The sequence below is a fragment of the Streptomyces sp. NPDC047917 genome, assembly GCF_043204345.1.
Lineage (GTDB): Bacteria > Actinomycetota > Actinomycetes > Streptomycetales > Streptomycetaceae > Streptomyces > Streptomyces sanglieri.
Genome location: NZ_JBIDCA010000002.1, coordinates 176,595 through 198,699 on the forward strand (window position 1 = coordinate 176,595; position 22,105 = coordinate 198,699).

Sequence of the window (22,105 nt, forward strand, 5' to 3'; positions counted from 1 at the left end):
GTGTACGGTCGGTCCGAACCGTCCGGTGGGGGAGCGGTGGGGAGAGAAGACTGGGGGAAGAGGAACGATCATGTCGAAACTTCCGGGGTGGCTCGGCCGGCTGGGTGCCGAACTGACCGAGCTGGGCGACCGGCTGGAGCAGCGCAGGGACGAGGCCGCCGGGCACGGCGCCGGGCGGGCCGGGCTGCCCGGCGCCGGTGACGCCTCGCCGGCCGGGGACGCGCCCGCACCCGCCGTGGTCGCCGCGGACGTTCCGGCCCCGGCGGTGCGGGACGCGGGCGAGCGGCGCGGTGCCGCGGCCGACCATGTGCCGCCGCCGCCCTCGTACGCCCCCTCCGTCGCCGCCCGGCCCGATCCGGTCGCGGCGATCCCCTGGGGGATGCGCGTCGCGGCCGAGGCGGGCTGGCGGCTGCTGGTCCTGGCGGGCACCCTCTGGGTGCTGATGCGGGTCATCAGCGCGGTACAGCTGGTGGTGCTGGCGTTCGTCGCCGCGCTGCTCGTCACCGCGATGCTCCAGCCGACCGTCGCCCGGCTGCGCGGCTACGGGTTGCCGCGCGGCCTGGCCACCGCCGTCACGGCGGTCCTGGGCTTCGTCATCATGGGCCTGGTCGGCTGGTTCGTGGTCTGGCAGGTCATGGACAACATCGACACCCTCTCCGACAAGGTGCGGGACGGTATCGAGGAGTTGAAGCACTGGCTGCTCGACAGCCCCTTCCATGTCACCGAGCAGCAGATCAACGACATCGCGAAGAACCTCAGCGACACCATCGGCACCAACACCGAGCAGATCACCTCCGCGGGACTGGAGGGCGTCACCGTGATGGTGGAGGTCCTCACCGGGATACTGCTGGCGATGTTCTCGACGCTCTTCCTGCTGTACGACGGAAGGCGCATCTGGCACTGGGTGCTGAAGCTGGTGCCGGCCCAGGCCCGGCCGGGGGTCGCGGGCGCCGGTCCGCGCGCCTGGCGGACGTTGACCGCCTATGTGCGGGGCACCGTCATAGTGGCGCTGATCGACGCGATCTTCATCGGGCTGGGGATCTTCTTCCTCGATGTGCCGATGGCGGTGCCGCTGGCCGTCTTCATCTTCCTCTTCGCCTTCATCCCGCTGGTCGGTGCCGTGATCTCCGGGGCTCTGGCGGTGGTCGTGGCGCTGGTCACCGAGGGGGTGTTCACCGCCCTGATGGTGCTGGCGGTGGTCCTCGCCGTGCAGCAGATCGAGGGCCATGTGCTCCAGCCGTTCATCCTGGGGCGCGCGGTGCGGGTGCATCCGCTCGCCGTCGTCCTCTCGGTCGCCGCGGGCGGCATGATCGCGGGCATTGGCGGAGCGGTCGTCGCGGTGCCGCTGGTCGCGGTCACCAACACGGTGGTCGGCTATCTGCGGACGTACGGGCAGGAACAGGCCCTGAGATACGCGCCGTCCCCGCGCGGGGCGACCGCGGTCGATGTCGCTCCGACCCCCGCGCCGGGCTCGCCGCCCGAGGACGGTGGCCGGGGCGACGGCGAGGACACGGTCTAGGCCGCTTCGTTCAGATCATCTGATCGTTGTTCTGGGTGTGCCGTTAAGCGACGCGCAGTGGACGCGGATCGAGCCGTTGCTGCCGGGCCGGACGCCCAGGCGGGGGGCGGGACCACCGTGAGGTGATTGATGCGACGCCTGGTAGTTCCAGACCGGATCGCAGTGGGTCCATCTGCCGGAGAAGTACGGGAACCGGCAAGGGGGCAACGCGGGCAGGAGCACTTCGCGCTGCTGTTCTCCGGATGGCGGAGAGGGTGAGGCGCACGCGTTCAACATCACGCTGGCTCCCGCAGTAGTTCCTGAGCGGGGGCCAGCGGTGCGGGGGCGGGGTCAGCCGGCCGGTGAGTCGCTGACCTTGCCCACCGGGCTGACCTCCATCTTCCCGCCGTCCTGGCCGTCGGTGACGGCGAGCGTGCCCGCCGGCCACTTCAGGGGGAAGGGCTCGACCTCGTTCGGGGGCGTCACCACCATGTCGGTCAGCCGCACGCCGGAGCCGCCGCTGTTGTTGACCGGGAACGTGATGTTGAAGGCGGCGGCGTCGCCCTCCTTGAGGATCTGCGGCACGGCTTGCTCGCCGTTGCGGTCCACGGAGATGGTGTCGCCCAGGGACGTCTTGATGTCGACACCCGGGAAGCCGTTGATGCGGCAGTCGGCGCTGCCGATGTTCTTGAAGGTGACGGTGACGACGCCGTTCGCCTCGTCCGTGGTGTTGTTGGCGGCAGTGGCGTCGAGCACGTGGGTGCGGCACACGTCGGCCATGCCGGCGCCGGTGCCACTGTTGCCGGCGCCCTGGTCGCTCCCGCCGGTGCTGGTGCCGGTACCGGCGCTCTGGTCCGCCTGGCCCGCCCCGCCGGTGCCGCCCGCCGCGTCCGCCGACGCGGTGGGGCTGGCCTGCGCGCCGCCCAACGCGCTGTCGTCGCCGTTGCAGGCGGTGAGGGCGAGGGCGAGGACGGCGGTGAGTGCTGCGCCGATGGTGGCGGTGCGCTTGCGGGAGTGGAACGTCGTACGCATGTGAATTCCCCGAGTGTATGGCGGTCGAGTACGGAGGTGCAGTCGCGGCCCGGAACGTGCGGCGAGTTGCTACCCCGCTTGACCTGCTGACACTTGAAGCATCCCGCCCGCCGCTCATGTTTGGCTAACGCCTCGCTTACGTCCTGCTGCCGCCCCTCGACACGGCGGCACCCGCCCTCGTCCGACTCCGGTCACGACGCCCCGCACTGGTAATGCTTCGTCAGGTTCTGTGCTGTCTGCGGGTGCTTCGGTAGCTGGGCAGGGGGCGTCCGCAGGTGGTGCGTGCACCGGTCCAGCACCTCAGCAGGTCCTGAAGGGCATCGAGGATCTGGCAGAGGGGCAGGCCGGTGTGAGGGCTGTTGGGTCGATCCGCCTGAGGGTGAGGAATGCCTGGGCGGCGGTGACGAGGGTGACGTGGTGGTGCCGGCCGCGCCAGGTGCGGCCTTCGAAGTGGTCCAGGCCGAGGCCGTGTTTGAGTTCGTGGTAGTCGTGTTCGATGCGCCGGCGCATCTTCGCCCACCGCACCAGGTCGGCGACCGGGGTGGTGGTGGGCAGGTTCGATATCCAGTAGTCCGTCGGAGCTGCTTGTCCGTCCGGCCACTCGACCAGGAGGGTCCGGGTGGGCAGGATGTCGTCCCATCGGTTGCGGCCGCAGCCCGCAGCCCGCTGCCTGGGCGGCGGCCGCGGACTGTTTGCCCGCGGGTCTCACGGCCAGGACCGCGAATCGTGAGGTCATTGCGCCTTTGTTGTCCTGCCGCCAGGTCACCGGGGTGAAGTCGTCCGTGCCGACCTCGGTCGCGAGGTCGCAGACGGACCGCGGCGGGGTGCGGTAGCCGGGCAGCCGCTCGGCGATCCGCGGCCCGACCGGCAGCGGATCCCACGGCGACTGGTTCACGAACTGCTGCAGGACCTGCATGTTCCCGTCCGGCAGACGCTCCGCCACCGGCTGGACCGACTTCCGTCGGCCGTCGAGCATCAGACCCCGCAGACAAAGGGAGAAGGGCCCCGGGGACGGTCGGTCGTCCACGGGGCCCTTCTCGTACAGGGGGTGCTGCTGGTCCTACTCGGCGAGCACGGCCTCGGCATCGAGGGTCACGCCGACCGCCTGGATCACCGAGGCGATCTTGACGGCTTCCTGAATGGTCTCACGGTCCACGCCGGCCTTGCGCAGCACCTGCTCGTGGGAGTCCAGGCACTGGCCGCAGCCGTTGATCGCGGAGACGGCGAGCGACCACAGCTCGAAGTCGATCTTCTCCACGCCGGGCTTGCCGATGACGTTCATCCGCAGACCCGCGCGGAGCGTCCCGTACTCGGGGTCCGACAGCAGGTGCCGGGTCCGGTAGAAGACGTTGTTCATCGCCATGATGGCGGCGGCCGACTTCGCGGCGGTGTACGCCTCCGCGGAGAGGTTGGCCTTCGCCTCCGGCTCCAGCTCGCGCAGCACCTTCGGCGAGCGCGAGGCGATCGCGCAGGCCAGGACGGTGCCCCACAGCTGCTGCTGCGGGAGCTCGCTGTTGCCGATGACCGAGCCGAGGTTCAGCTTCAGGTCCTTGGCGAAGTCCGGAACGGCGGCCTTCAGTTCGTCGAGTGCCATGTCGCTGTCAGCTCACTCGCCCGAGAGGAGCGCGACCGGGTCGAGGGTGTTCTCGCCCTTGGTCCAGTTGCACGGGCACAGCTCGTCGGTCTGCAGGGCGTCCAGGACCCGGAGGACCTCCTTGGGGTTACGGCCCACGGAACCGGCGGTCACCATCGTGAACTGGATCTCGTTGTTCTGGTCGACGATGAAGACGGCGCGCTGGGCGAAGCCGTCCTCGCCCTCGATGCCGAGGTCACGCATGAGCTCGTGCTTCGAGTCGGCCATCATCGGGAACGGCAGGTCGGTCAGGTCCGGGTGGTCCTTGCGCCAGGCGTGGTGCACGAACTCGGAGTCGCCGGAGAAGCCGAGGATCTGGGCGTCACGGTCGGCGAACTCTTCGTTCAGCTTGCCGAAGGCGGCGATCTCGGTGGGGCACACGAAGGTGAAGTCCTTCGGCCACGCGAAGACGATCTTCCACTTGCCCTCGTAGGTCTTGTGGTTGATCTGCTCGAACTCCTTGCCGCTCTCCAGCGAGACACAAGCAGTCAGGTCGAACTCGGGGAACTTGTCACCGACAGTGAGCACGCGCTCTCCTTGTAGCGTTGGAATTCCCTTTTGGGGGATTTCCTGAGGGTTGGACGGAGTCCACCTTGGCACAGAGTGCATTGATCACGGAAATAGCTACACTTGGCCGTGATGATCGGAGGTGCCTATCAGTGGCCCAGGGCAATCAGGGCGGTCGGCCCAAACAACCCAGCTTGTCGCAGCTTCGCGCCTTCGTGGCCGTCGCCGAACATCTGCACTTCAGGGACGCCGCGGCAGCAATTGGGATGAGTCAGCCGGCGCTGTCCGGGGCCGTCTCGGCGCTGGAGGAGGCACTGGGTGTCCAGCTCATCGAGCGTACGACCCGCAAGGTGCTGCTCTCGCCGGCCGGGGAGCGGCTCGCGGTGCGGGCGCGGGCGGTGCTGGAGGCCGTCGGCGAGCTGATGGAGGAGGCCGAGGCGGTCCGGGCGCCGTTCACCGGGGTGCTCAGGCTCGGCGTGATCCCGACCGTCGCCCCGTATCTGCTGCCGACGGTGCTGCGGCTGGTCCACGAGCGCTACCCGGAACTCGACCTCCAGGTGCACGAGGAGCAGACCTCCTCACTGCTGGAGGGGCTGGCCGCGGGGCGGCTGGACCTGCTGCTGCTCGCCGTGCCGCTCGGGGTGCCGGGGGTGACCGAACTCCCGCTCTTCGACGAGGACTTCGTGCTCGTGATGGAGCAGGACCACTGGCTGGGCGGGCGCGCCGACATCCCGCGCGAGGCGCTGCGCGAGCTGCCGCTGCTACTGCTCGACGAGGGACACTGCCTGCGCGACCAGGCCCTGGACATCTGCCGGGAGGCGGGACGCACGGAGGGCGCGCCGGTCACCACGACCGCGGCCGGGCTCTCCACACTGGTCCAGCTGGTCGCCGGCGGGCTCGGCGTGACGCTGCTGCCGCGCACCGCGGTGACGGTGGAGACCGGCCGCAACGAGGCCCTGGCCACCGGGTACTTCGCGGAGCCGGCCCCGTCGAGGCGGGTGGCGCTGGGGATGCGGACCGGGGCGGCGCGACACGAGGAGTTCGAGGAGTTCGCGGCGGCGCTGCGGGAGGCGATGCGGGCGCTGCCGGTACGGGTGGCGGACGGGGCTTAGCCCTTGGGGCGGGTCGGGCGTGGCCCAAGGGGGCCTGTCGTTCCCGCGGGACCTGTTTGAGGTGTAGGTGAAGGTCTTCCGCCCGAATGGCCGATCGAGCCCGAGCAGGGTGCGCCTTCGTGAACAGCGGCACAGGGCCGGGAAGCCCCGGGAGGCATGGTGGTCGTCCCGAGCAGTCAATAGTGGGCGATACTTCAAGCCAAGTTACCTGCTAAACCTCCCAAGTGTGGACGTTTCAGGTTTGAATTCGCATGACTGTGAGTCACCCCATGCGCTCGGCTGCGTTGATGCGTCGTGCTGATGTCGCGCGAGCGTGTCGATGGTGACATGAGCGGCAAGCTCACCAAGACGCAGGAAAGCGAGTCGGCGGAATCGGCCGTCAAGCGGCTGAAGCGTCTTAGCGAGAACTACCACTACATTCAGACCGAGGCGGGCCTGATCCGAGGCGCACTCGATGGCCTGGCCACCGAACTCACCGCCCGCAGCGCCGACTGCGTGATGCTCTCGACGATGTGGCCTCCCTGGGCTACAAGCTCAACGTGAACGGCAGCATCGACTACCCGGCCGGCGGCAAGGACACGTTGACTGGTGACGCGATACCGGGTGGCTCCGTGATGGGCAACAACGGTTTGATCGGCGCTGGAAACCCCGGCCTGTACCGCGACAGTAACGGCATGTACGACCCTGCTCTGGGGCCGAATGCCCCGCAGCCGGGGATTCTCAATCCTCACCGAGCCAAGGCCCAGGACGTGGCCGACCGTATCGCTCATGCCCTGAGTAAGGCCCGCGAAATCGATGAGCGATACAGTTCGGCTCTTCGGGACCTCAAGGCCGCGCCTGGTCTCACGGTTGACAGGAAGACCTGGGCGAACGTGGCGGGGGATGTTACTGCCGTTGGAAGCGCGGCCCGTGAGTATCTGGCAGATCAAGTGCTGGACAAGTCACCGGCCGAGCGCAAGGAATGGTGGGACCACCTGAGTAAAGAAGAGCGCCAGGAGTACATCACATCCTTCCCCGACGTGATCGGGTACCTCGACGGCATCCCGGCTGCGGCGCGCGACGAAGCGAACCGCGCGAACCTCCCCTTGGTGATCGCCAGCCTCGAAGGTCAGACGGCCGACGGCGCACAGGACAAACTCGCGGGACTGAAGGGTATTCAGACCAAGCTGTCTGAGAATTCAGTCCCACCCATGTACCTGCTTGGAATCGGTACAGAGGGGAAAGGTCGTGCCATTGTCAGCTACGGAAACCCCGACACAGCCAGGAACGTGTCCTCGTACGTGCCGGGCCTCGGTACGGCTCTCGACGCGGACTTCGCGGACGACACCGTGCGCAGGGCCATGCAGACCGCGACGCGTGCCCAGAAGTACGACTCGTCCAGCGCCTCCATCGTCTGGCTGGGATACGACGCGCCGGGCTTCATGGACGTCACGTCGACGACCGACGCGAACAATGGCGCTCCTGCCTACAACTCATTCATGGACGGCATCCAGGCGACCAACGAACACGAGAACCCGCACGTCACAGCGATTGGCCACTCCTACGGATCGCTCACGGTAGGTACCGCGGCCCGGCAGGGCGGCGGTATCCCAGGCGTTGACGACATCATTCTGCTGGGCAGTCCGGGTACCGGGGCCGACAACGCTTCGGAACTGAACGTCGGCAAGGGGCACGTGTTCGCCGCTTCCGCTGACAACGATCCCGTGTCGAGGCTACCCAGTATGAAGGATCTTGTCAGCCGAGGGATCTTGGGGGCAGTCGTAACGGGAAGTGATGATCTGTGGTTCGGTACGGACCCGACGAGTAAGGAGTTCGGGGCCACGAGAATGGAGAGTGGTGACGGCCCACTCCCGTTCTGGCTTTCGGGCCAAGGGCCAACTCCCGCGCATTCTGGCTATTTCGACGTGGACAGGAACCCGTCAGCGGCAGACAATCTCGCTTTGATCGTCGCCGGACATTCAGACTTGATTACTGAAGAGGCCCCGCGGTGAAGTACGTATCCAATCGCATCGCCGTCCTTGTGCTTGCCATGGCTTTCGTAACTGGCTGCGGGAGTGGCAGCAATAATTCCCCTGCTTCCCAAAGGAGTTCCAGCGTGAACATGCAGCAGGCTGCGGACAAGGCTGACAGCCTCATCGGCGACACGCTGTCTTCTGTGCGCCCTCCCCTGGAGTGGACGCACGATCAATCCGATAGTGGAATGTGCACCGGCGCCCCAGAACTCGGGGATGTCACACGCCGGGCTGTGGTCATGACCCAGGTCTCCGAGGAACGCAAGGGTTCGCTTCTCGGAATCATCGAGCGGACATGGAGGAAGTCGGGTTACACAATCACCAAGGTTTACCCCGATGAGGAGTTCCCTACCATCATTGCCGATGCCGGTGACGGTGTATTGAGGATGGATTTGACCGTCGGGTACAAGGGGCAGTTCTTCCTGAAGGTTCAAACGGCTTGCGTGGACAAGTCGAAGGTGGCACAGCCGTCCACTCCGGGGAAGGGCACTGACTACCGGGGGAAGGAAGTGCCCACTCCCAACGTGCACTCCGACTTCTGGTCGTCCGACAAGCCGGCCCCTTCGAGTTCTCCGAGCTGAAGCCGACGGCAAGGTCGTCGCAAGCCTGGTACGAGCGCACGACCAGCGCCGACTCAAGGCGCGGGGGGCGCGGCCCCTGACGAACCGCGCCCCCTTCACCACTGCTCCGTCCACGTCACTCCGTGCGCAGGCCGTCCGGGCGCATCATGCGCCACAGTGGTGGCAGCGACACCAGGGTGACCAGCAGGATCAGTGCCGCGCCCGCGCCGGTCATCGGCAGGAACAGCCACCAGTCGGTGACCTTCTTGCCGAGCATGGCGATCAGTGCCGCGCCCAGACCGAGTCCGCCCGCCACGGCCACCAACAGCCCGATGACCACCGGCACGGCGGTCTGCCAGAGCACCGACCAGGCGAGGGTGGAGCGCCGGGTGCCGAAGGCGACCAGCACCGAGAGCAGGCGCTTGCGTTCGCGCAGCTGCTCCAGTTGCGAGACCAGCATCGCGGCCGCGATCAGCAGCAGCGTCATGGTCGCGCCGACCTGGAGGCCGCGCTGCACACTGGCGTACTTCTCGTCACGGGCCACCGACTTGAGGGACGCCACCCGCATCCCGGGATCGATCCGGGCCGCAGTGTTCCGTACGTACTCCGCGACATCCGTGACGCTCTCGTCGACCCGGATCTGTGTCTGGGTCGTCGCGCCCGGCAGCTTGCTCGGGTCGACCGCGCCGGTGGTGGCCATGATTCCCCAGGAGTCCTCGCCCAGCGGATCATGGCGGGCGACGACCGTCCGGGAGTCGGCGGGCAGCGTCCACCGCATCGACTTCCGTCCGCCGCCCGGGTCGATCTCGACCTCCTTGCCCTTGCGGGCCGTCTGGTCCACCCAGCGGGACAACTCCTTGTCGTTCCTGGGGTGGACCACAAAGGTGTCGCCGTCCGTGCAGGAGTCGATCCGGGCCATCTCGCGCAGGGTCGCGCAGTCGCCGACGATGAGACTGGTGGTCGGCTGGACCTCGTCCTCGGGGTACTTGCCGGGCCGGGAGACGTACACCTCGACCTTGCCGATGACGGCCGTCACTCCCTTGGTGGCCTTGAACTCCTTGACGGTCCGGGCGGCCGCCTCCGGGTCGACCTTCTCGGAGAACGTGTAGAACTGGGCCCGCGAGGGGTCCTGTCCGGTCAACGTGTTGAACTCGTCGCCCACCGCGGCGAACAGCATCTGCAGCGCCACCGCGCCCGCGACCGCGACGGTGATCCCGCTGACCGCGCGGGAGGCCGCGCTGCTGCTCAGCTGGAGCCTGCGGGTGGCCAGCTGCCAGGGCACCGGACCGCCGTGCAGCCGGTTCACGCATGCCTCGACCAGCCACGGCAGCAGCAGCGCGAGCCCTACCAGGACCAGCACGGCACCGCCCGCGATCGGGTACGGGTTGACCGTGGAGTACGGCTCCACCTTGTCGCTCAGCAGGAGCACCACCAGGCCCGCGACCGGCATCAGCAGCCGCCACCAGAACCGGCGCCTGCGGCTGCGGCCGCCCCGTACGACGCCGAGCGGTTCGATCACCACCGAGCGCAGGGCGGCCAGCGTGACCAGCACCGCCGCCGCCGGGACGGAGAGGACGACCAGTGCCGTCAGCGCGGCGGAGGGCACCAGGTCGGACGGGAAGACGCTCACGTCCCAGACCTCGATGTGACCGACGAAGCCGCGCCCCACCAGGAAGAGCGCCCCACCGATCAGCAGGCCGAGAACCGCCCCGAACAGCGCCTCGCCGGCCGCGATCCGGCGGGTCATCCGGATGTCCGTGCCGACCAGGCGCAGCGCGGCGAGCCTGCGGTCGCGACGGTCGCCGCCGAACCGCACCGCCGTCGCGATGAAGATCGCGACCGGCACCAGCAGTACCACGCAGATCATGATGATCAGCACGATCAGGACGGGCGGCATCTCCTTGCCGCCCTCCGGGTTGCCGTAGGCGACGATCCGGTGACCTCCGTCGGCGGACGTCAGAGTGTCGCTGCCCGCGTAGTAGAGCAGGTCCCCGGGCGAGACCAGGCCGGAGTCGGCGATCGTGCCGGTGATCCGGTACGGCACCCGCTCCTTGAGGAGGCGGCCCTCCGGGGAGTCCAGCAGCTTCTTCAGCGCGGGGGAGACCGTCATCTCGTCCGCGCCGGGGAAGCGTGCGACGCCCGGCGGGACGACCGGGTGCGTGCCGTCCGCACGCATCAGATAGCCGTCGACGACGCGGCCGTGGTACTCGGTCTCCATGTTGATCCGGAGCACCGAGGTGTCGGACTTCTCGGCCTGTGCGTCGGGTCCGCCGGGGATGCGGCTCTCGACGCGGGCCTGGTCGCGCACGGAACGCTCCGTGAGCAGATGCGGTACGGAGGAGGCGGTCAGCAGCAGTGCCACACCGAGGCCGACGCCGACGGCGGTCAGCGTGGTGCGGATCCAGCCCTCGCGTCCGCCGCCCGCGGCGAGCCGGATGCCGAGGCCGAGGTCACGGAACCAGGCGGCGACGCCGGTGGGTCCGGTGGGCCGGAACGGGGCCGTGGCCGGTGCCGTGGCCGGTGCCTTCTTGCGGTCGAGCAGGGTCATGCGGTGTGCTCCAGGTCGCGGGTCCGGCCGTCGCGCACGGTGACGTCACGGTCGGAGTACGCGGCGACCCGGGCCTCGTGGGTCACCAGGACCACGGCGACGTTGGCGGACCGGGCCGCCTCGGTGAGCAGCTCCATGACCCGTTCGCCGTTGAGGGAGTCCAGGGCGCCGGTCGGCTCGTCGGCGAAGATCACCTTGGGCGAGGCGGCCAGCGCGCGGGCCACGGCGACGCGCTGCCCCTGCCCGCCGGAGACCTCGCCGGGACGCTTCGCGCCGACGTCCTCGACCTCCAGGCGCTCCAGCCAGTGGCGGGCGGTGCGCTCGGCCTCCTTGCGCTTGGCGCCGGCCAGGCGGATCGGCAGGGCGACGTTCTCCACGCAGGTCAGCTCCGGGACGAGCTGGCCGAACTGGAAGACGAAGCCGAACTCGGTACGGCGCAGGGCGCTGCGCTCGGCGTCCGACATCGCGGAGAGCTCGCGGCCCGCGTAGGTGATCGTGCCCCGGTCGGGGGTGACGATGCCGGCGAGGCAGTGCAGCAGGGTCGACTTGCCCGAGCCGGAGGGGCCCATCACGGCGACGACCTCGCCGGGGTGGATGGAGAAGGACGCGCCGTCGAGCGCGGGCGTCCGGCCGTACGCCTTGTGCAGGCCGTCGGCGCTGAGCAGGGAGCCGGCGGGAATCATGCGCCCACCTCCGCGGCGAGCCGGTCGAGCCGGGCGGCGGTCAGTTCCAGCCAGCGGAGATCGGCTTCGAGGTGGAAGAGGGCGTGGTCGCAGATCAGCTGATCGGCGAGGTCGCCCTTGCGCTTGCGGTCGGTGAGGATGCGCATCAGGCGCAGGTGCTCGGTGCGCTGGGTGTCCAGCAGGGTTTCGGCGCTGCGGCCGGTGAGCAGGGCCAGTACGACCTTGGTGTAGAGCGTCGACTGGAGGTATGGCTCGGGCTTCTCCGGCTGCGCGAGCCAGGCGCCGACATCGGTGATCCCGGCCTCGGTGATGGCGTACCGCTTGCGCTCCGGTCCGCCGCCGCTCTCGACGCCGTCGACCTCGACGAGGCCGTTCTTGAGCAGTCGGGACATGGTCGAGTAGACCTGTCCGTAGTGCAGGGGGCGGTCGTGGCCGAACTTCTCGTCGAACGCGCGCTTGAGGTCGTAGCCGTGGCGGGGGCCGGACTCCAGGAGTCCGAGCAGGGTGTGACCGATTGACATGCCGAGCACTGTACACGGCGTGTATACCTGCGGTGTATACCGGGGCTCCGCTCCCGCGGCCCCGGCCTCCGCAACCCTGGACCTCAGGCGCCGGGCGGGCCCGGCGCGTTCTTGGGGGGCCTTCCCCGGCGGGGGATCGGACCCGCCGAGCCGGGCAGCCGGCCGGCCTCCGCCAGCGCCCTGCGCAGCAGGAACTCGATCTGGGCGTTCGCGCTGCGCAACTCGTCGGAGGCCCAGCGGGCCAGCGCGTCGTGCACCGCGGGATCCAGCCGCAGCAGCATCTGCTTGCGCTGCGGCGGGGTCCTGCGGGCCGGCGGAGTCTGTTCGGTCACTGGTAAAGAGTGCCCGTGTTCAGGACCGGCTGCGCCGCTCGGTCACCGCACAGCACCACCATCAGATTGCTGACCATGGACGCCTTGCGCTCCGCGTCGAGCTCGACGATGTCCTGCTCGGCGATCCGGGTGAGTGCCATCTCGACCATGCCGACCGCGCCCTCGACGATCTGCTGCCGGGCCGCGACCACCGCGCCGGCCTGCTGGCGCTGGAGCATCGCGGAGGCGATCTCGGGGGCGTACGCGAGGTGGCTGAAGCGGGACTCGATGATCCGCACACCGGCGGCCTGCACCCGGGCGGTGAGCTCCACGGCCAGCTTCTCGGTGATCTCCTCGGCGTTGCCGCGCAGCGAGAGGCCGCCCTCGTCGTGGGCGTCGTACGGGTACTCGATCGCGATGTGCCGGACGGCCGCCTCGGTCTGGGTGGCGACGAACTCCAGGAAGTCGTCGACCTCGAAGAGCGCCTGCGCGGTGTCCTCGACCTTCCAGACGACGATCGCGGCGAGCTCGATCGGGTTGCCGTAGGCGTCGTTGACCTTGAGGACCGCGGTCTCGTGGTTGCGGACCCGGGTGGAGATCTTCCGGCTGCTGGTGAGCGGGTTGATCCAGCGGAGCCCGTCGGTGCGGATCGTGCCTACGTAACGGCCGAAGAGCTGGATCACCCGGGCCTCGCCCGGTGCGACCATCTTCACACCCGTCATGCAGAAGAACGAGACGATGACGAGCAGCACCCCGAAGATGCAGACCGGGATGCCCAGTCCGTTGTTGCCGTTCGAGCCGACGACGCCCCCGATGATCGCGAGGCCGATGCCGGCTATCACACCGACCACGGTCAGCAGCAGGCCGAGACCGCCGGGAATGCTGTGCGCCGTCACCTCTCTCACCTGCGGTTCGGGCATCTGCGGTGCGTCGGGTGTGAGGTCTGCGGCAAGGGTGGTCGCGGCGCGCGGATTGTCATGGTCGGACATGGGATCCCCCGTTTCGAAAGACTGGCTCGGTGCTAGCAATGTGATTACACATTACCTGCGTTCGCAACCTTGGGCACCCTTCATGAGTCGGTTCCCTTAAGAGCGGGTGCTGATTGTCACGTCCGTAAAAGACCGCAACGCTCGCTTTTTGTCCTTGCCGAAGGTGTTAGCTGGCTGGGCTGAGCTGTCTGGTCGAGCAGAGAAACGGGAGCAACACAGCGATGGGTCGAGCGGATGCGCGACGAGCGCAGCGGCGCGGAGCGCGGCGGGCCGCGAAGAGCGGCGGCATACGCAGACTCTTCACCTGGAAGAAGATGCTGGGCGCCTTCTTCGGACTCTGCCTGCTGATCATGGGCGCCTTCGTCGCGCTCTACATGTACGTGGACATCCCGAAGGCCAACGCCCTGGCCGAGCGGCAGAGCAACGTCTACCAGTACAGCGACGGGACACTGCTGACCCGGACCGGCCAGGGGGTCAACCGCCAGATCGTGGACCTGGCAGAGGTGCCCAAAGAGGTGCAGCACACCTTCGTCGCCGCCGAGAACAAGTCGTTCTACGACGACAAGGGCGTCGACCTGAAGGGCACCGCGCGCGGCCTGATCAACACCCTCAGCGGCAAGGGCAAGCAGGGCGGCTCGACCATCACCCAGCAGTACGTCAAGAACTACTACCTGACGCAGGACCCGACGATCAGCCGGAAGCTCAAGGAACTGGTGATCTCGCTCAAGATCGAGAACAAGAAGGGCAAGGACTACATCCTCGCCGGGTACATCAACACCAGCTACTACGGGCGGGGCGCGAGCGGCATCCAGGCCGCCGCACAGGCCTACTACGGGGTCGATGCCAAGGACCTCAGCGTCAACCAGGGCGCCTACCTGGCCTCCGTGCTCCAGGCCCCCAGCCAGTACGACTGGGCGACCGCGAGTGAAACCGGCAAGAAGCTGGTCAAGGACCGCTGGGCCTACACGCTCGACAACATGGTCGAGATGCACTGGCTCGACCAGGCCGAGCGCGACAAGCTCACCTTCCCGTACCCGGACAAGCCCAAGCCCGCCAAGGGCATGGAGGGCCAGACCGGTTACCTCGTCGAGGCGGCCAACAAGGAGCTGGACAAGCAGGGCATCACCGCGGAGATGCGGCAGGCCGGCGGCTGGACCTTCACGCTCAACATCGACAAGAAGCGGCAGAAGCAGCTGGAGCAGTCCGTCGACCGCCAGCTGGAGTCCAAGCTGGACCGCAAGAACAACAAGGTCGACGCGACCGTCCAGGCCGGTGCCACCTCCGTCGACCCGAAGACCGGCGCCGTCGTCGCGATGTACGGCGGGGTGGGCTACACCAAGCACTACTACTCGAACGCCACGCGTCAGGACTACCAGCCCGCCTCCACCTTCAAGCCCCTGGTGCTCGCCTCCGCGCTGGAGAACGGGTCGAAGACCCAGGACGGCGACCTGATCGGCGTCAACACCCGCTACGACGGCACCAGCAAGCGGCCCGTGGTGGGCAGCGACACCCCGTTCGCCCCGGAGAACGAGGACAACCGGAGCTACGGCAGCGTCACCGTGCAGAAGGCGATGAACGCGTCGATCAACTCGGCCTTCGCGCAGATGGTCGTCGACGTCGGTCCGCCCGCGGTGAAGAAGACCGCCCTGGCTCTCGGCGTACCGGACAAGAACTTCCCCGAGCGCCCCGCCATCACGCTCGGCACCATGAACGCCTCCACCTGGGACATGGCGGGCGCGTACGCCACGCTCGACAACCACGGCAAGAAGGTCACCCCCTTCATCGTGAAGTCGGCCAAGCACCGTGAGCGGACGGTCGAACCGGTCGAGGGCATCGGCAGCCAGGTGATCAGCCGCAAGTCCGCCGACACCGTGACCTCCGTCCTGACCGGTGTGGTGGACGCGGGCTCCGGCCGGGCGGCCAACACCTCGGCGTACGAGGCGGCCGGCAAGACGGGTACGTCGGAGAACAACAAGTCGGCCTGGTTCGCGGCCTACACCCCGGAGCTCACCACCGTCGTCGCGCTCTTCGGCGAATCGCCCAAGGAGGGCGGCGGCCAGGTCAGCCTGACCGGCACCGCCAACTCCGGCCGGGCCAACGGTGGCGGCTTCCCGGCGGAGATCTGGGCGGACTACACCCTCGGCGCGCTGGGCGGCGGGTCCACCGCGCAGTTCGACCTGGAGGACGTCGAGCGCGGCGAGGTCACCGTGCCGACCTCGCCGACGACGACCCCCTCGGAGACGGCGAGTACCGACACCACCCCGTCCAAGTCGCCGGACAAGCCCTCGCAGAGCGCCACCCGGTCGCCCGACGTGCCGTCGACCTCCCAGTCGCCGGACGTTCCGTCGACGTCCCAGTCGCCGGACGTGCCGACGAGCCAGTCCCCGGAGCCACCGGGCGGCGGGGTTCCCGGCAAGCCGGGGGACGGCAACGAGAACAACATCGCGGACAACGCCCCTCCGGCGCGCTGAGCGTCTGAGCGGGCGGTGTGCGCAAGGGCTCAGGGGCGGTGCCGGCCGGCACCGCCCCTGAGCCCATTCCCGTACGCACCGGCGGTGTCAGCCGCCGTTGACCTTCTTGGCGATCCGGTCGCCGAGGTCCTTGTCCACGTTGCGCCAGTACTGCAGCGCGCGCTCCAGGACCGGGGCGCTCACCCCGTCGAGGAGATGGCCGGAAATGTTCGACACCATCCGGTCGCGGGCGGCGTCGTCCAGGACCTTGCGTACCATCGTGCCGGCCTGGCCCCAGTCGTCGTCCTCGCTGTGCAGCTTGTACGCCTCGTGGACCATCTCGCCGGCCGTCGCCCAGCCCGCCGGGTCGCCGTAGCGCGCGGTGTCGGCGGCCGGACCGCCGTACGAGTTCGGCGCGTAGACCGCTCCGGTACGGGACGGCTCGTACCGCATGGGCCCGTCCTTCGCGTACGAGTTACGGCCGAACCGGGGGCGGTTCGGGGGCAGTTGCGCGTAGTTCGGGCCGATCCGGTACCGGTGGGTGTCGGGGTACGAGAAGAGCCGGCCGAGCAGCATCTTGTCGGGCGACGGACCGATGCCGGGCACCAGGTTCGACGGCTCGAAGGACGCCTGCTCGATGTGGACGAAGAAGTCCTCCGGGTTCTCGTTCAGCGTCATCCGGCCGACCTCGATCTCCGGGTAGTCGCCGTGCGGCCACACCTTCGTCAGATCGAACGGGTTGAACCGGTAGTCCGGTGCGTCCTCGAACGGCATGACCTGGATGTACAGCGTCCAGCTCGGGTGGTCACCGCGCTCGATCGCCTCGAACAGGTCGCGGCGGTGGACGTCGCCGTCCACACCGGCCATCCGGTCGGCCTCGTCCTGCGTGTAGTAGTCGATGCCCTGGTCGGTCTTGAAGCGGTACTTCACCCAGAACCGCTCGCCGCCCGCGTTCACCCACATATAGGTGTGCGAGCTGTAGCCGTTCATGTGGCGGTAGGTCTTCGGGATGCCCCGGTCGCCCATCAGCCACGTCACCATGTGCGCGGACTCGGGGGACAGGGTCCAGAAGTCCCACTGCATGTCGTGGTCGCGCACCGCGCAGTCCGGGCGCCGCTTCTGCGAACGGATGAAGTCCTGGAACTTCATCGGGTCACGCACGAAGAAGACCGGCGTGTTGTTGCCGACCATGTCGTAGTTGCCGTGCTCGGTGTAGAACTTCAGAGCGAATCCGCGGGGGTCCCGCCAGGTGTCGGGGGAGCCCTGCTCACCGGCGACGGTGGAGAAGCGGGCCAGCATGGCGGTCTGCTTGCCCGGCTGGAACATGTCGGCCTTGGTGAACTGGCTGACGTCATTGGTCACCTTGAAGGTGCCGTACGCGCCGGACCCCTTGGCGTGAACCACCCGTTCGGGGACCCGTTCACGGTTGAACTGGGCCATCTTCTCGATGAGGTAGTGGTCCTGGAGCAGGATCGGTCCGTCGGCTCCGACAGTGAGCGAGTGTTCATCGCTCTCCACCGGGATTCCGGCGTTGTTCGTGGTGTACGGGGTGTTCTGAGTCTTGGGGGTATGCGATTCCTCGGACACGAGCGTCCTCCCGTCGGTGGGGGTTTTCGGTCAGGCCGTCTCGTTCACGACTGAAGTCAAACCCGCCGACAGGAGGTCGGCAACATTTCGCTACCCTGCGTACAGGGCTCTGCCCCGCGCCCGCTCCGTACCCGTTCGCCGTCCCCTTCGCCGGTCCGGCTACTGGCCCCGGGACGGCATCTCGAACCAGACCACCTTGCCGGTCGAGAGGCGCGTCGCCCCCCACCGCCTGGCCAGCCGGTTCACCAGGAACAGGCCACGCCCGCCCTCGTCCATGTCACGGGCCCGGCGCTGCCGGGGCAGCTGCGGGGAGTCGTCGCCGACCTCGCAGCGCAGGATGTCGGTGCGCAGCAGCCGCAGCGTCACCGGCCGCTCCGCGTAACGCACCGCATTGGTCACCACCTCGCTGACCAGCAGCTCGACCGAGTCGGAGAGATCGTCGAGCCCCCAGCGGCTGAGCGCCCTGCGGGCCAGCCTGCGGGCCCGGCCCGGCGCGGTCTCCTCCGGTTCCAGGTGCCAGTACGCGACATCGCTCGGCGCGATCCCGTCGAACCGGGCGGCGAGCAGCGCGATGTCGTCGTCCCGGTCGCCAGGACCGAGCATGTCCAGCACGTCGTCGCAGAGCGCCTCCAGCGGCGGCGAGTGGTCCGGGCCGGTCAGCCGGGCGGTGGCGGCGAGCCGTTCGCGCAGCTGCTCGATCCCGGTCCACACGTCCCGGAGCCGGGATTCGACCAGGCCGTCGGTGTACAGCAGCAGCGTGGCGCCCGCGGGCGCGTCCAGCTCGACGGCCTCGAAGTCCACCCCGCCGACCCCGATGGGGGCCCCGGGCGGCACCCGCAGCACCTCGGCGCGGCCGCCCAGATGGAGAAGGACGGGCGGCGGATGCCCGGCGTTGGCGATGGTGATCCGGTGCGCGACCGGGTCGTACACCGCGTACAGGCAGGTCGCCATGCGGTCGCTGCCGAGCCGCTGGGCCTGCTCGTCGAGGTGGTGCAGCACCTCCTGCGGCGGCAGGTCGAGCCCGGCGAGGGTCTGCGCGGTGGTGCGCAGCTGGCCCATGATCGCCGCGGAGGTCATGGAGTGGCCCATGACGTCACCGACGACCAGGGCGACCCGGCTGCCGGGCAGCGGGATCGCGTCGTACCAGTCGCCGCCGACCCGGGCCGTCTCGGCGGCCGGCAGATAGCGGGAGGCGAGCCGGACACCGGTCGGCTGCGGCAGCGAGTCGGGCAGCATGGTGCGCTGGAGCTCGTCGGCGATGTACGCCTCGCGCCCGTACAGCACGGCCTTGTCGATGCCGAGCGCGGTGTGCGTCGCCAGCTGGGCGGCGACCAGCAGGTCGTTGGACTCGAACGGCGGCCGCTCCGTCCCGCGCAGGAAGACGGCGGCACCGATCACCCGTCGCCGTCCGCGCAGCGGGGCGAGGATCGCGCGGTGTCCGGTGGGGACGGTCCGGCCGGCGCCGAGCAGCTCGGGCAGCGCGGCGCGGGCCGCCGCGGAGTCCCCGAAGACCGGCCGCACCCCGCGCAGCACCTCGGCCAGCGCGCCGCCGGAGCGGACCTCGCACAGCTCGGCCGCGGGCGTCAGATCGCCGTGCGGATCGATGACGGGCAGCCGCAGCCGCTCGGTCTCCGACGAGCTGTCCGTCTCCTCCTCGCTGAGCCGCAGCCGGTCGGACCGGCGCAGCCGCAGCACGAAGGGGGAGACCGGCCGCTCGTCACCGACCGGGAGCGGGTCGCGGAGGTAGACCAGTATGGCGTCGGAGAACGTCGGCACACTGGCCCGGCACAGACCCAGCACGATCTCGTCCAGGTCTATGCCGCGGGCGATCCGCCGGGTGGCGGCCCCGACGAAACGCAGCCGGTCGCCCTCGCGACGGGCCGCGGCCTGTGGATCGAGTCCTGCGGGACCGGCTGCCGGCCCCGGAGCCGCGGCGGGGCCGGGGATCGCGGCGGTGGCAGGGGAAACGGCCGGCGCGGCGTCCTGCTGCCGCGGCCGGGTGCGTTCCTGCGACCGGGCGGCTAGAGGCTGCCGGCCTTCGTGGGAGGTGGGGTGCTCCGTCACGCGTGGGGTTCCGTCCGTCCGGGCCGGTTGTATGAGGCAATCACCTCGTGGGGCGTTACTGTGCCCCGGCAAGAGCGGCGATAACAACGGCTGTCACCGGATGCCCCGGAACGAGGGGCTGAAACCGGATGCCTGTGGGGTTGGCCGGTGACAACGTTTCCGGCGACGGGGCGGGCAACAGCGAGCACGTCTCCACCCCCTCGTAGTGGTTCATACGATTCATACGACTGATGTGGCTCGTACAGCTCATGCAGTGCGCGGTGCTCGTGCGATGACTTGTGGTCAGGTCGGGTGCCGAGCCTCCCGGTTGGGGCGGCGTGGCACTCCGGAGGACGATCCTACGTTTGTCCCCCTGGGGTGCATCAAGGGTCTCACGACGGCGTATGCGAGGGGGTACGGTCCCAGTCATCCGGAAGCGCGGGAACTCGCCATTGTGGATCGGGCCGCCAGTTCTCCCAGCCGTCCCGGAACGGGGCGCCCCACTCCTCGATCAGCCCGACGGCCGCCCGGCCCGCCTCCCGCACCCGTCGCGCGGTCTCCGGGGCCATCAGACCGGTCCGCTGCGCCATGGCGAACTCGTCCTCGTCGCGCCAGATCCAGCTGCGGTCCGGGTACACGGAGATGTCGAGAAAGTGATCCTCGGAGTCGACGCCGCCCTGCCAGCGGGTGTGCGGTTCCTCCAGATTCACGTACCAGTTGTGGAACTGCCAGTCCGGCTCCCAGAACAGCCAGACCGACCACGGCTCACCGGGCCGGGCGAGCTTCAGCACACCGTTTCCCAGCCAGGTGGAGCGGGCGGTGGTGCGCGGGGCGGTGTAGCGGGTGGCGAGCGGCTCGGCATGCACGTCCCGGCCGCTCGTCAGTACCGGCTTCACGCACTCGGTGCCGGGCGCCACCCACACCGCGAGCAGTTCGGCGGTGTCCTGGACGACGGTGACGGGACGGCAGATGTGGAACGGATCCGGCCCGCCCCCGGGCGCCCCGGCCCCGGCGGGCGTGCCGTTGCGGCGGTAGCGCCACAGGATCTGGTCGCCCGGCGCCCAGTGCTCGATGTCTCCGGTACCTGCCATGGACGGATCTTAGGGCCTCCGGTCCTGCGTACCGGAGGCCCCGGGACCGCGAGGCAGCTCAGGGGCGGGTCATGCGCAGTACGTCGAGTGCTTCGTCGAGCTGTTCCACGGTGAGGTCGCCCCGTTCGACGTATCCCGAGTCCAGCACCACCTCGCGGATGGTCCGGCGCTCCGCGAGGGACTTCTTGACGACCTTCGCGGCCTCCTCGTAGCCGATGTACTTGTTCAGCGGGGTGACGACGGACGGCGAGGACTCGGCGTACTCCCTGGCCCGTTCGGCGTTGGCCGTGATCCCGTCGACCGTGCGGTCCGCGAGCAGGCGGGAGACGTTGGCCAGCAGCCGGACCGACTCCAGCAAGTTCTTCGCGATGACCGGAAGCATCACGTTCAGCTCGAAGTTGCCCGCCGCGCCGGCCGTGGCGACCGTCGTGTCGTTGCCCGTCACCTGGGCGGCGACCATCAGCACGGCCTCGGGGACGACCGGATTCACCTTTCCGGGCATGATCGACGAGCCCGGCTGGAGGTCGGGGAGGTTGATCTCGGCGAGGCCGGTGCGGGGGCCGGACGCCATCCAGCGCAGGTCGTTGGAGATCTTGGTGAGCGAGACGGCGATGGTACGGAGCTGGCCCGAGGTCTCCACCAGTCCGTCCCGCGCGCCCTGCGCCTCGAAGTGGTCGCGGGCCTCCGCCAGCGGCAGCCCGGTGGCGCGGGCGACCTCGGCGATGACGGCGGCGGAGAAGCCGGGCGGCGTGTTGATGCCGGTGCCGACGGCCGTGCCGCCCAGGGGGAGCTCGGCGAGGCGGGGGAGTGAGGCGCGCAGCCGTTCGATGCCGTACCTGACCTGTGCCGCGTAGCCGCCGAACTCCTGGCCGAGGGTGACGGGCGTGGCGTCCATCAGATGCGTGCGCCCCGACTTCACCACCGTCGCGAACTCGGCGGACTTGCGCTCCAGGGCGGTCGCCAGCCGGTCCAGCGCCGGGATCAGATCGCCGGTGACGGCGGCCGTCGCGGCGATGTGGATGGAGGACGGGAACACGTCGTTGGAGGACTGCGAGGCGTTGACATGGTCGTTCGGATGGACCTCGCGGCCCAGCCGTTCGGTGGCGAGGGTGGCCAGCACCTCATTGGTGTTCATGTTGGACGAGGTGCCCGACCCGGTCTGGAAGACGTCCACCGGGAACTGGTCGTCCCATCGGCCGTCGGCCACCTCGGCGGCGGCCTCCTGGATGGCCGCGGCGATGTCCGGGTCGAGCACCTTCAGCTCGGCGTTCACCTTGGCCGCGGCCGCCTTGATCCGGGCCAGGGCCTCGATGTGGGACCGCTCCAGGCGCTGGCCGGAGACCGGGAAGTTCTCCACCGCGCGCTGCGTCTGGGCCCGCCACCTGGCCTTCGCGGGCACCCTCACCTCGCCCATCGAGTCGTGCTCGATACGGAAATCTCCACCGTTCACGGGGGACCGACTGCCGGTCCGGGACTCGTCCATCTCGTTCAACCTCCTGAAAAAGTTGAGCACTTGTCTTGTTCTGTC

18 protein-coding genes and 1 pseudogene are annotated in these 22,105 nt (G+C 69.1%); 6 read left to right on the forward strand and 13 right to left on the reverse strand.

Annotated features, from left to right (window positions below):
* Positions 1-70 precede the first annotated feature (70 nt).
* On the forward strand, positions 71-1,519 hold the full coding sequence (locus tag ACGF8B_RS04505) for an AI-2E family transporter (RefSeq protein ID WP_392734740.1): 1,449 nt from the start codon (positions 71-73) through the stop codon (positions 1,517-1,519).
* A 330-nt stretch (positions 1,520-1,849) separates the two neighbouring features.
* Here ACGF8B_RS04505 and ACGF8B_RS04510 read toward each other — a convergent pair whose 3' ends face one another.
* The 4 genes and pseudogenes from ACGF8B_RS04510 to ACGF8B_RS04525 form a co-directional block, all read right to left on the reverse strand.
* Positions 1,850-2,530, reverse strand: coding sequence for a DUF4232 domain-containing protein (locus ACGF8B_RS04510; protein WP_392734742.1), 681 nt, complete (start codon positions 2,528-2,530; stop codon positions 1,850-1,852).
* A 300-nt stretch (positions 2,531-2,830) separates the two neighbouring features.
* Positions 2,831-3,518, reverse strand: a pseudogene (locus ACGF8B_RS04515) (transposase); the annotation flags it as partial.
* Positions 3,519-3,590: 72 nt separating this feature from the next.
* Entirely contained in the window at positions 3,591-4,124 is a 534-nt protein-coding gene (locus ACGF8B_RS04520) for an alkyl hydroperoxide reductase (protein WP_072483998.1), read from the reverse strand.
* Positions 4,125-4,136: 12 nt separating this feature from the next.
* Positions 4,137-4,691 (reverse strand): peroxiredoxin, encoded by a 555-nt coding sequence (locus ACGF8B_RS04525; protein WP_259934020.1) that lies wholly within the window; start codon positions 4,689-4,691, stop codon positions 4,137-4,139.
* A gap of 131 nt (positions 4,692-4,822) precedes the next feature.
* Between ACGF8B_RS04525 and ACGF8B_RS04530 the strand changes: the two genes are divergently transcribed.
* The 4 genes from ACGF8B_RS04530 (at position 4,823) to ACGF8B_RS04545 (ending at position 8,375) form a co-directional block, all read left to right on the forward strand.
* Entirely contained in the window at positions 4,823-5,782 is a 960-nt protein-coding gene (locus tag ACGF8B_RS04530; protein ID WP_392734744.1) for a hydrogen peroxide-inducible genes activator, read from the forward strand.
* Positions 5,783-6,109: 327 nt separating this feature from the next.
* On the forward strand, positions 6,110-6,325 hold the full coding sequence (locus tag ACGF8B_RS04535; protein ID WP_392734746.1) for a hypothetical protein: 216 nt from the start codon (positions 6,110-6,112) through the stop codon (positions 6,323-6,325).
* Complete coding sequence (locus ACGF8B_RS04540) at positions 6,322-7,773, forward strand: alpha/beta hydrolase (protein ID WP_392734748.1); 1,452 nt, start codon at positions 6,322-6,324, stop codon at positions 7,771-7,773. Before ACGF8B_RS04535 ends, ACGF8B_RS04540 begins: the two co-directional genes overlap by 4 nt.
* A gap of 110 nt (positions 7,774-7,883) precedes the next feature.
* Positions 7,884-8,375 carry a hypothetical protein gene (locus tag ACGF8B_RS04545; protein ID WP_392735472.1) on the forward strand — a complete coding sequence of 164 codons (492 nt, stop codon included), beginning with the start codon at positions 7,884-7,886 and terminating at the stop codon, positions 8,373-8,375.
* A 115-nt stretch (positions 8,376-8,490) separates the two neighbouring features.
* On the opposite strand, the gene ACGF8B_RS04550 is transcribed toward ACGF8B_RS04545, so the two are convergent.
* From ACGF8B_RS04550 to ACGF8B_RS04570, 5 genes are all read right to left on the reverse strand, one after another.
* A complete protein-coding gene (locus tag ACGF8B_RS04550; RefSeq protein WP_392734749.1) occupies positions 8,491-10,902 on the reverse strand; it encodes an ABC transporter permease in 2,412 nt (803 codons plus the stop codon).
* On the reverse strand, positions 10,899-11,585 hold the full coding sequence (locus tag ACGF8B_RS04555) for an ABC transporter ATP-binding protein (RefSeq protein ID WP_392734751.1): 687 nt from the start codon (positions 11,583-11,585) through the stop codon (positions 10,899-10,901). Before ACGF8B_RS04555 ends, ACGF8B_RS04550 begins: the two co-directional genes overlap by 4 nt.
* The gene (locus tag ACGF8B_RS04560; protein WP_384755179.1) at positions 11,582-12,106 is read right to left on the reverse strand and encodes a PadR family transcriptional regulator; all 525 of its coding nucleotides are present in this window, start codon (positions 12,104-12,106) and stop codon (positions 11,582-11,584) included. The genes ACGF8B_RS04555 and ACGF8B_RS04560 overlap by 4 nt, the downstream gene beginning before the upstream one ends.
* 83 nt (positions 12,107-12,189) lie before the next feature.
* A complete protein-coding gene (locus ACGF8B_RS04565) occupies positions 12,190-12,438 on the reverse strand; it encodes a hypothetical protein (protein WP_384755176.1) in 249 nt (82 codons plus the stop codon).
* Positions 12,435-13,406: an SPFH domain-containing protein gene (locus ACGF8B_RS04570; protein ID WP_124716642.1), complete on the reverse strand. Its 972-nt coding sequence runs from the start codon at positions 13,404-13,406 to the stop codon at positions 12,435-12,437. The genes ACGF8B_RS04565 and ACGF8B_RS04570 overlap by 4 nt, the downstream gene beginning before the upstream one ends.
* Positions 13,407-13,627: 221 nt before the next feature.
* Here ACGF8B_RS04570 and ACGF8B_RS04575 point away from each other — a divergent pair, with 221 nt between their 5' ends.
* Entirely contained in the window at positions 13,628-15,877 is a 2,250-nt protein-coding gene (locus ACGF8B_RS04575) for a transglycosylase domain-containing protein (RefSeq protein ID WP_392734754.1), read from the forward strand.
* Between the two features lie 87 nt (positions 15,878-15,964).
* On the opposite strand, the gene ACGF8B_RS04580 is transcribed toward ACGF8B_RS04575, so the two are convergent.
* From ACGF8B_RS04580 to ACGF8B_RS04595, 4 genes are all read right to left on the reverse strand, one after another.
* Positions 15,965-17,443: a catalase gene (locus ACGF8B_RS04580; protein WP_392734756.1), complete on the reverse strand. Its 1,479-nt coding sequence runs from the start codon at positions 17,441-17,443 to the stop codon at positions 15,965-15,967.
* A gap of 159 nt (positions 17,444-17,602) precedes the next feature.
* Positions 17,603-19,507 carry an ATP-binding SpoIIE family protein phosphatase gene (locus ACGF8B_RS04585; RefSeq protein ID WP_361999652.1) on the reverse strand — a complete coding sequence of 635 codons (1,905 nt, stop codon included), beginning with the start codon at positions 19,505-19,507 and terminating at the stop codon, positions 17,603-17,605.
* A gap of 371 nt (positions 19,508-19,878) precedes the next feature.
* The gene (locus ACGF8B_RS04590) at positions 19,879-20,577 is read right to left on the reverse strand and encodes a DUF402 domain-containing protein (protein ID WP_392734758.1); all 699 of its coding nucleotides are present in this window, start codon (positions 20,575-20,577) and stop codon (positions 19,879-19,881) included.
* Positions 20,578-20,635: 58 nt separating this feature from the next.
* Entirely contained in the window at positions 20,636-22,060 is a 1,425-nt protein-coding gene (locus ACGF8B_RS04595; RefSeq protein ID WP_392734760.1) for a class II fumarate hydratase, read from the reverse strand.
* Between the last annotated feature and the right edge of the window lie 45 nt (positions 22,061-22,105).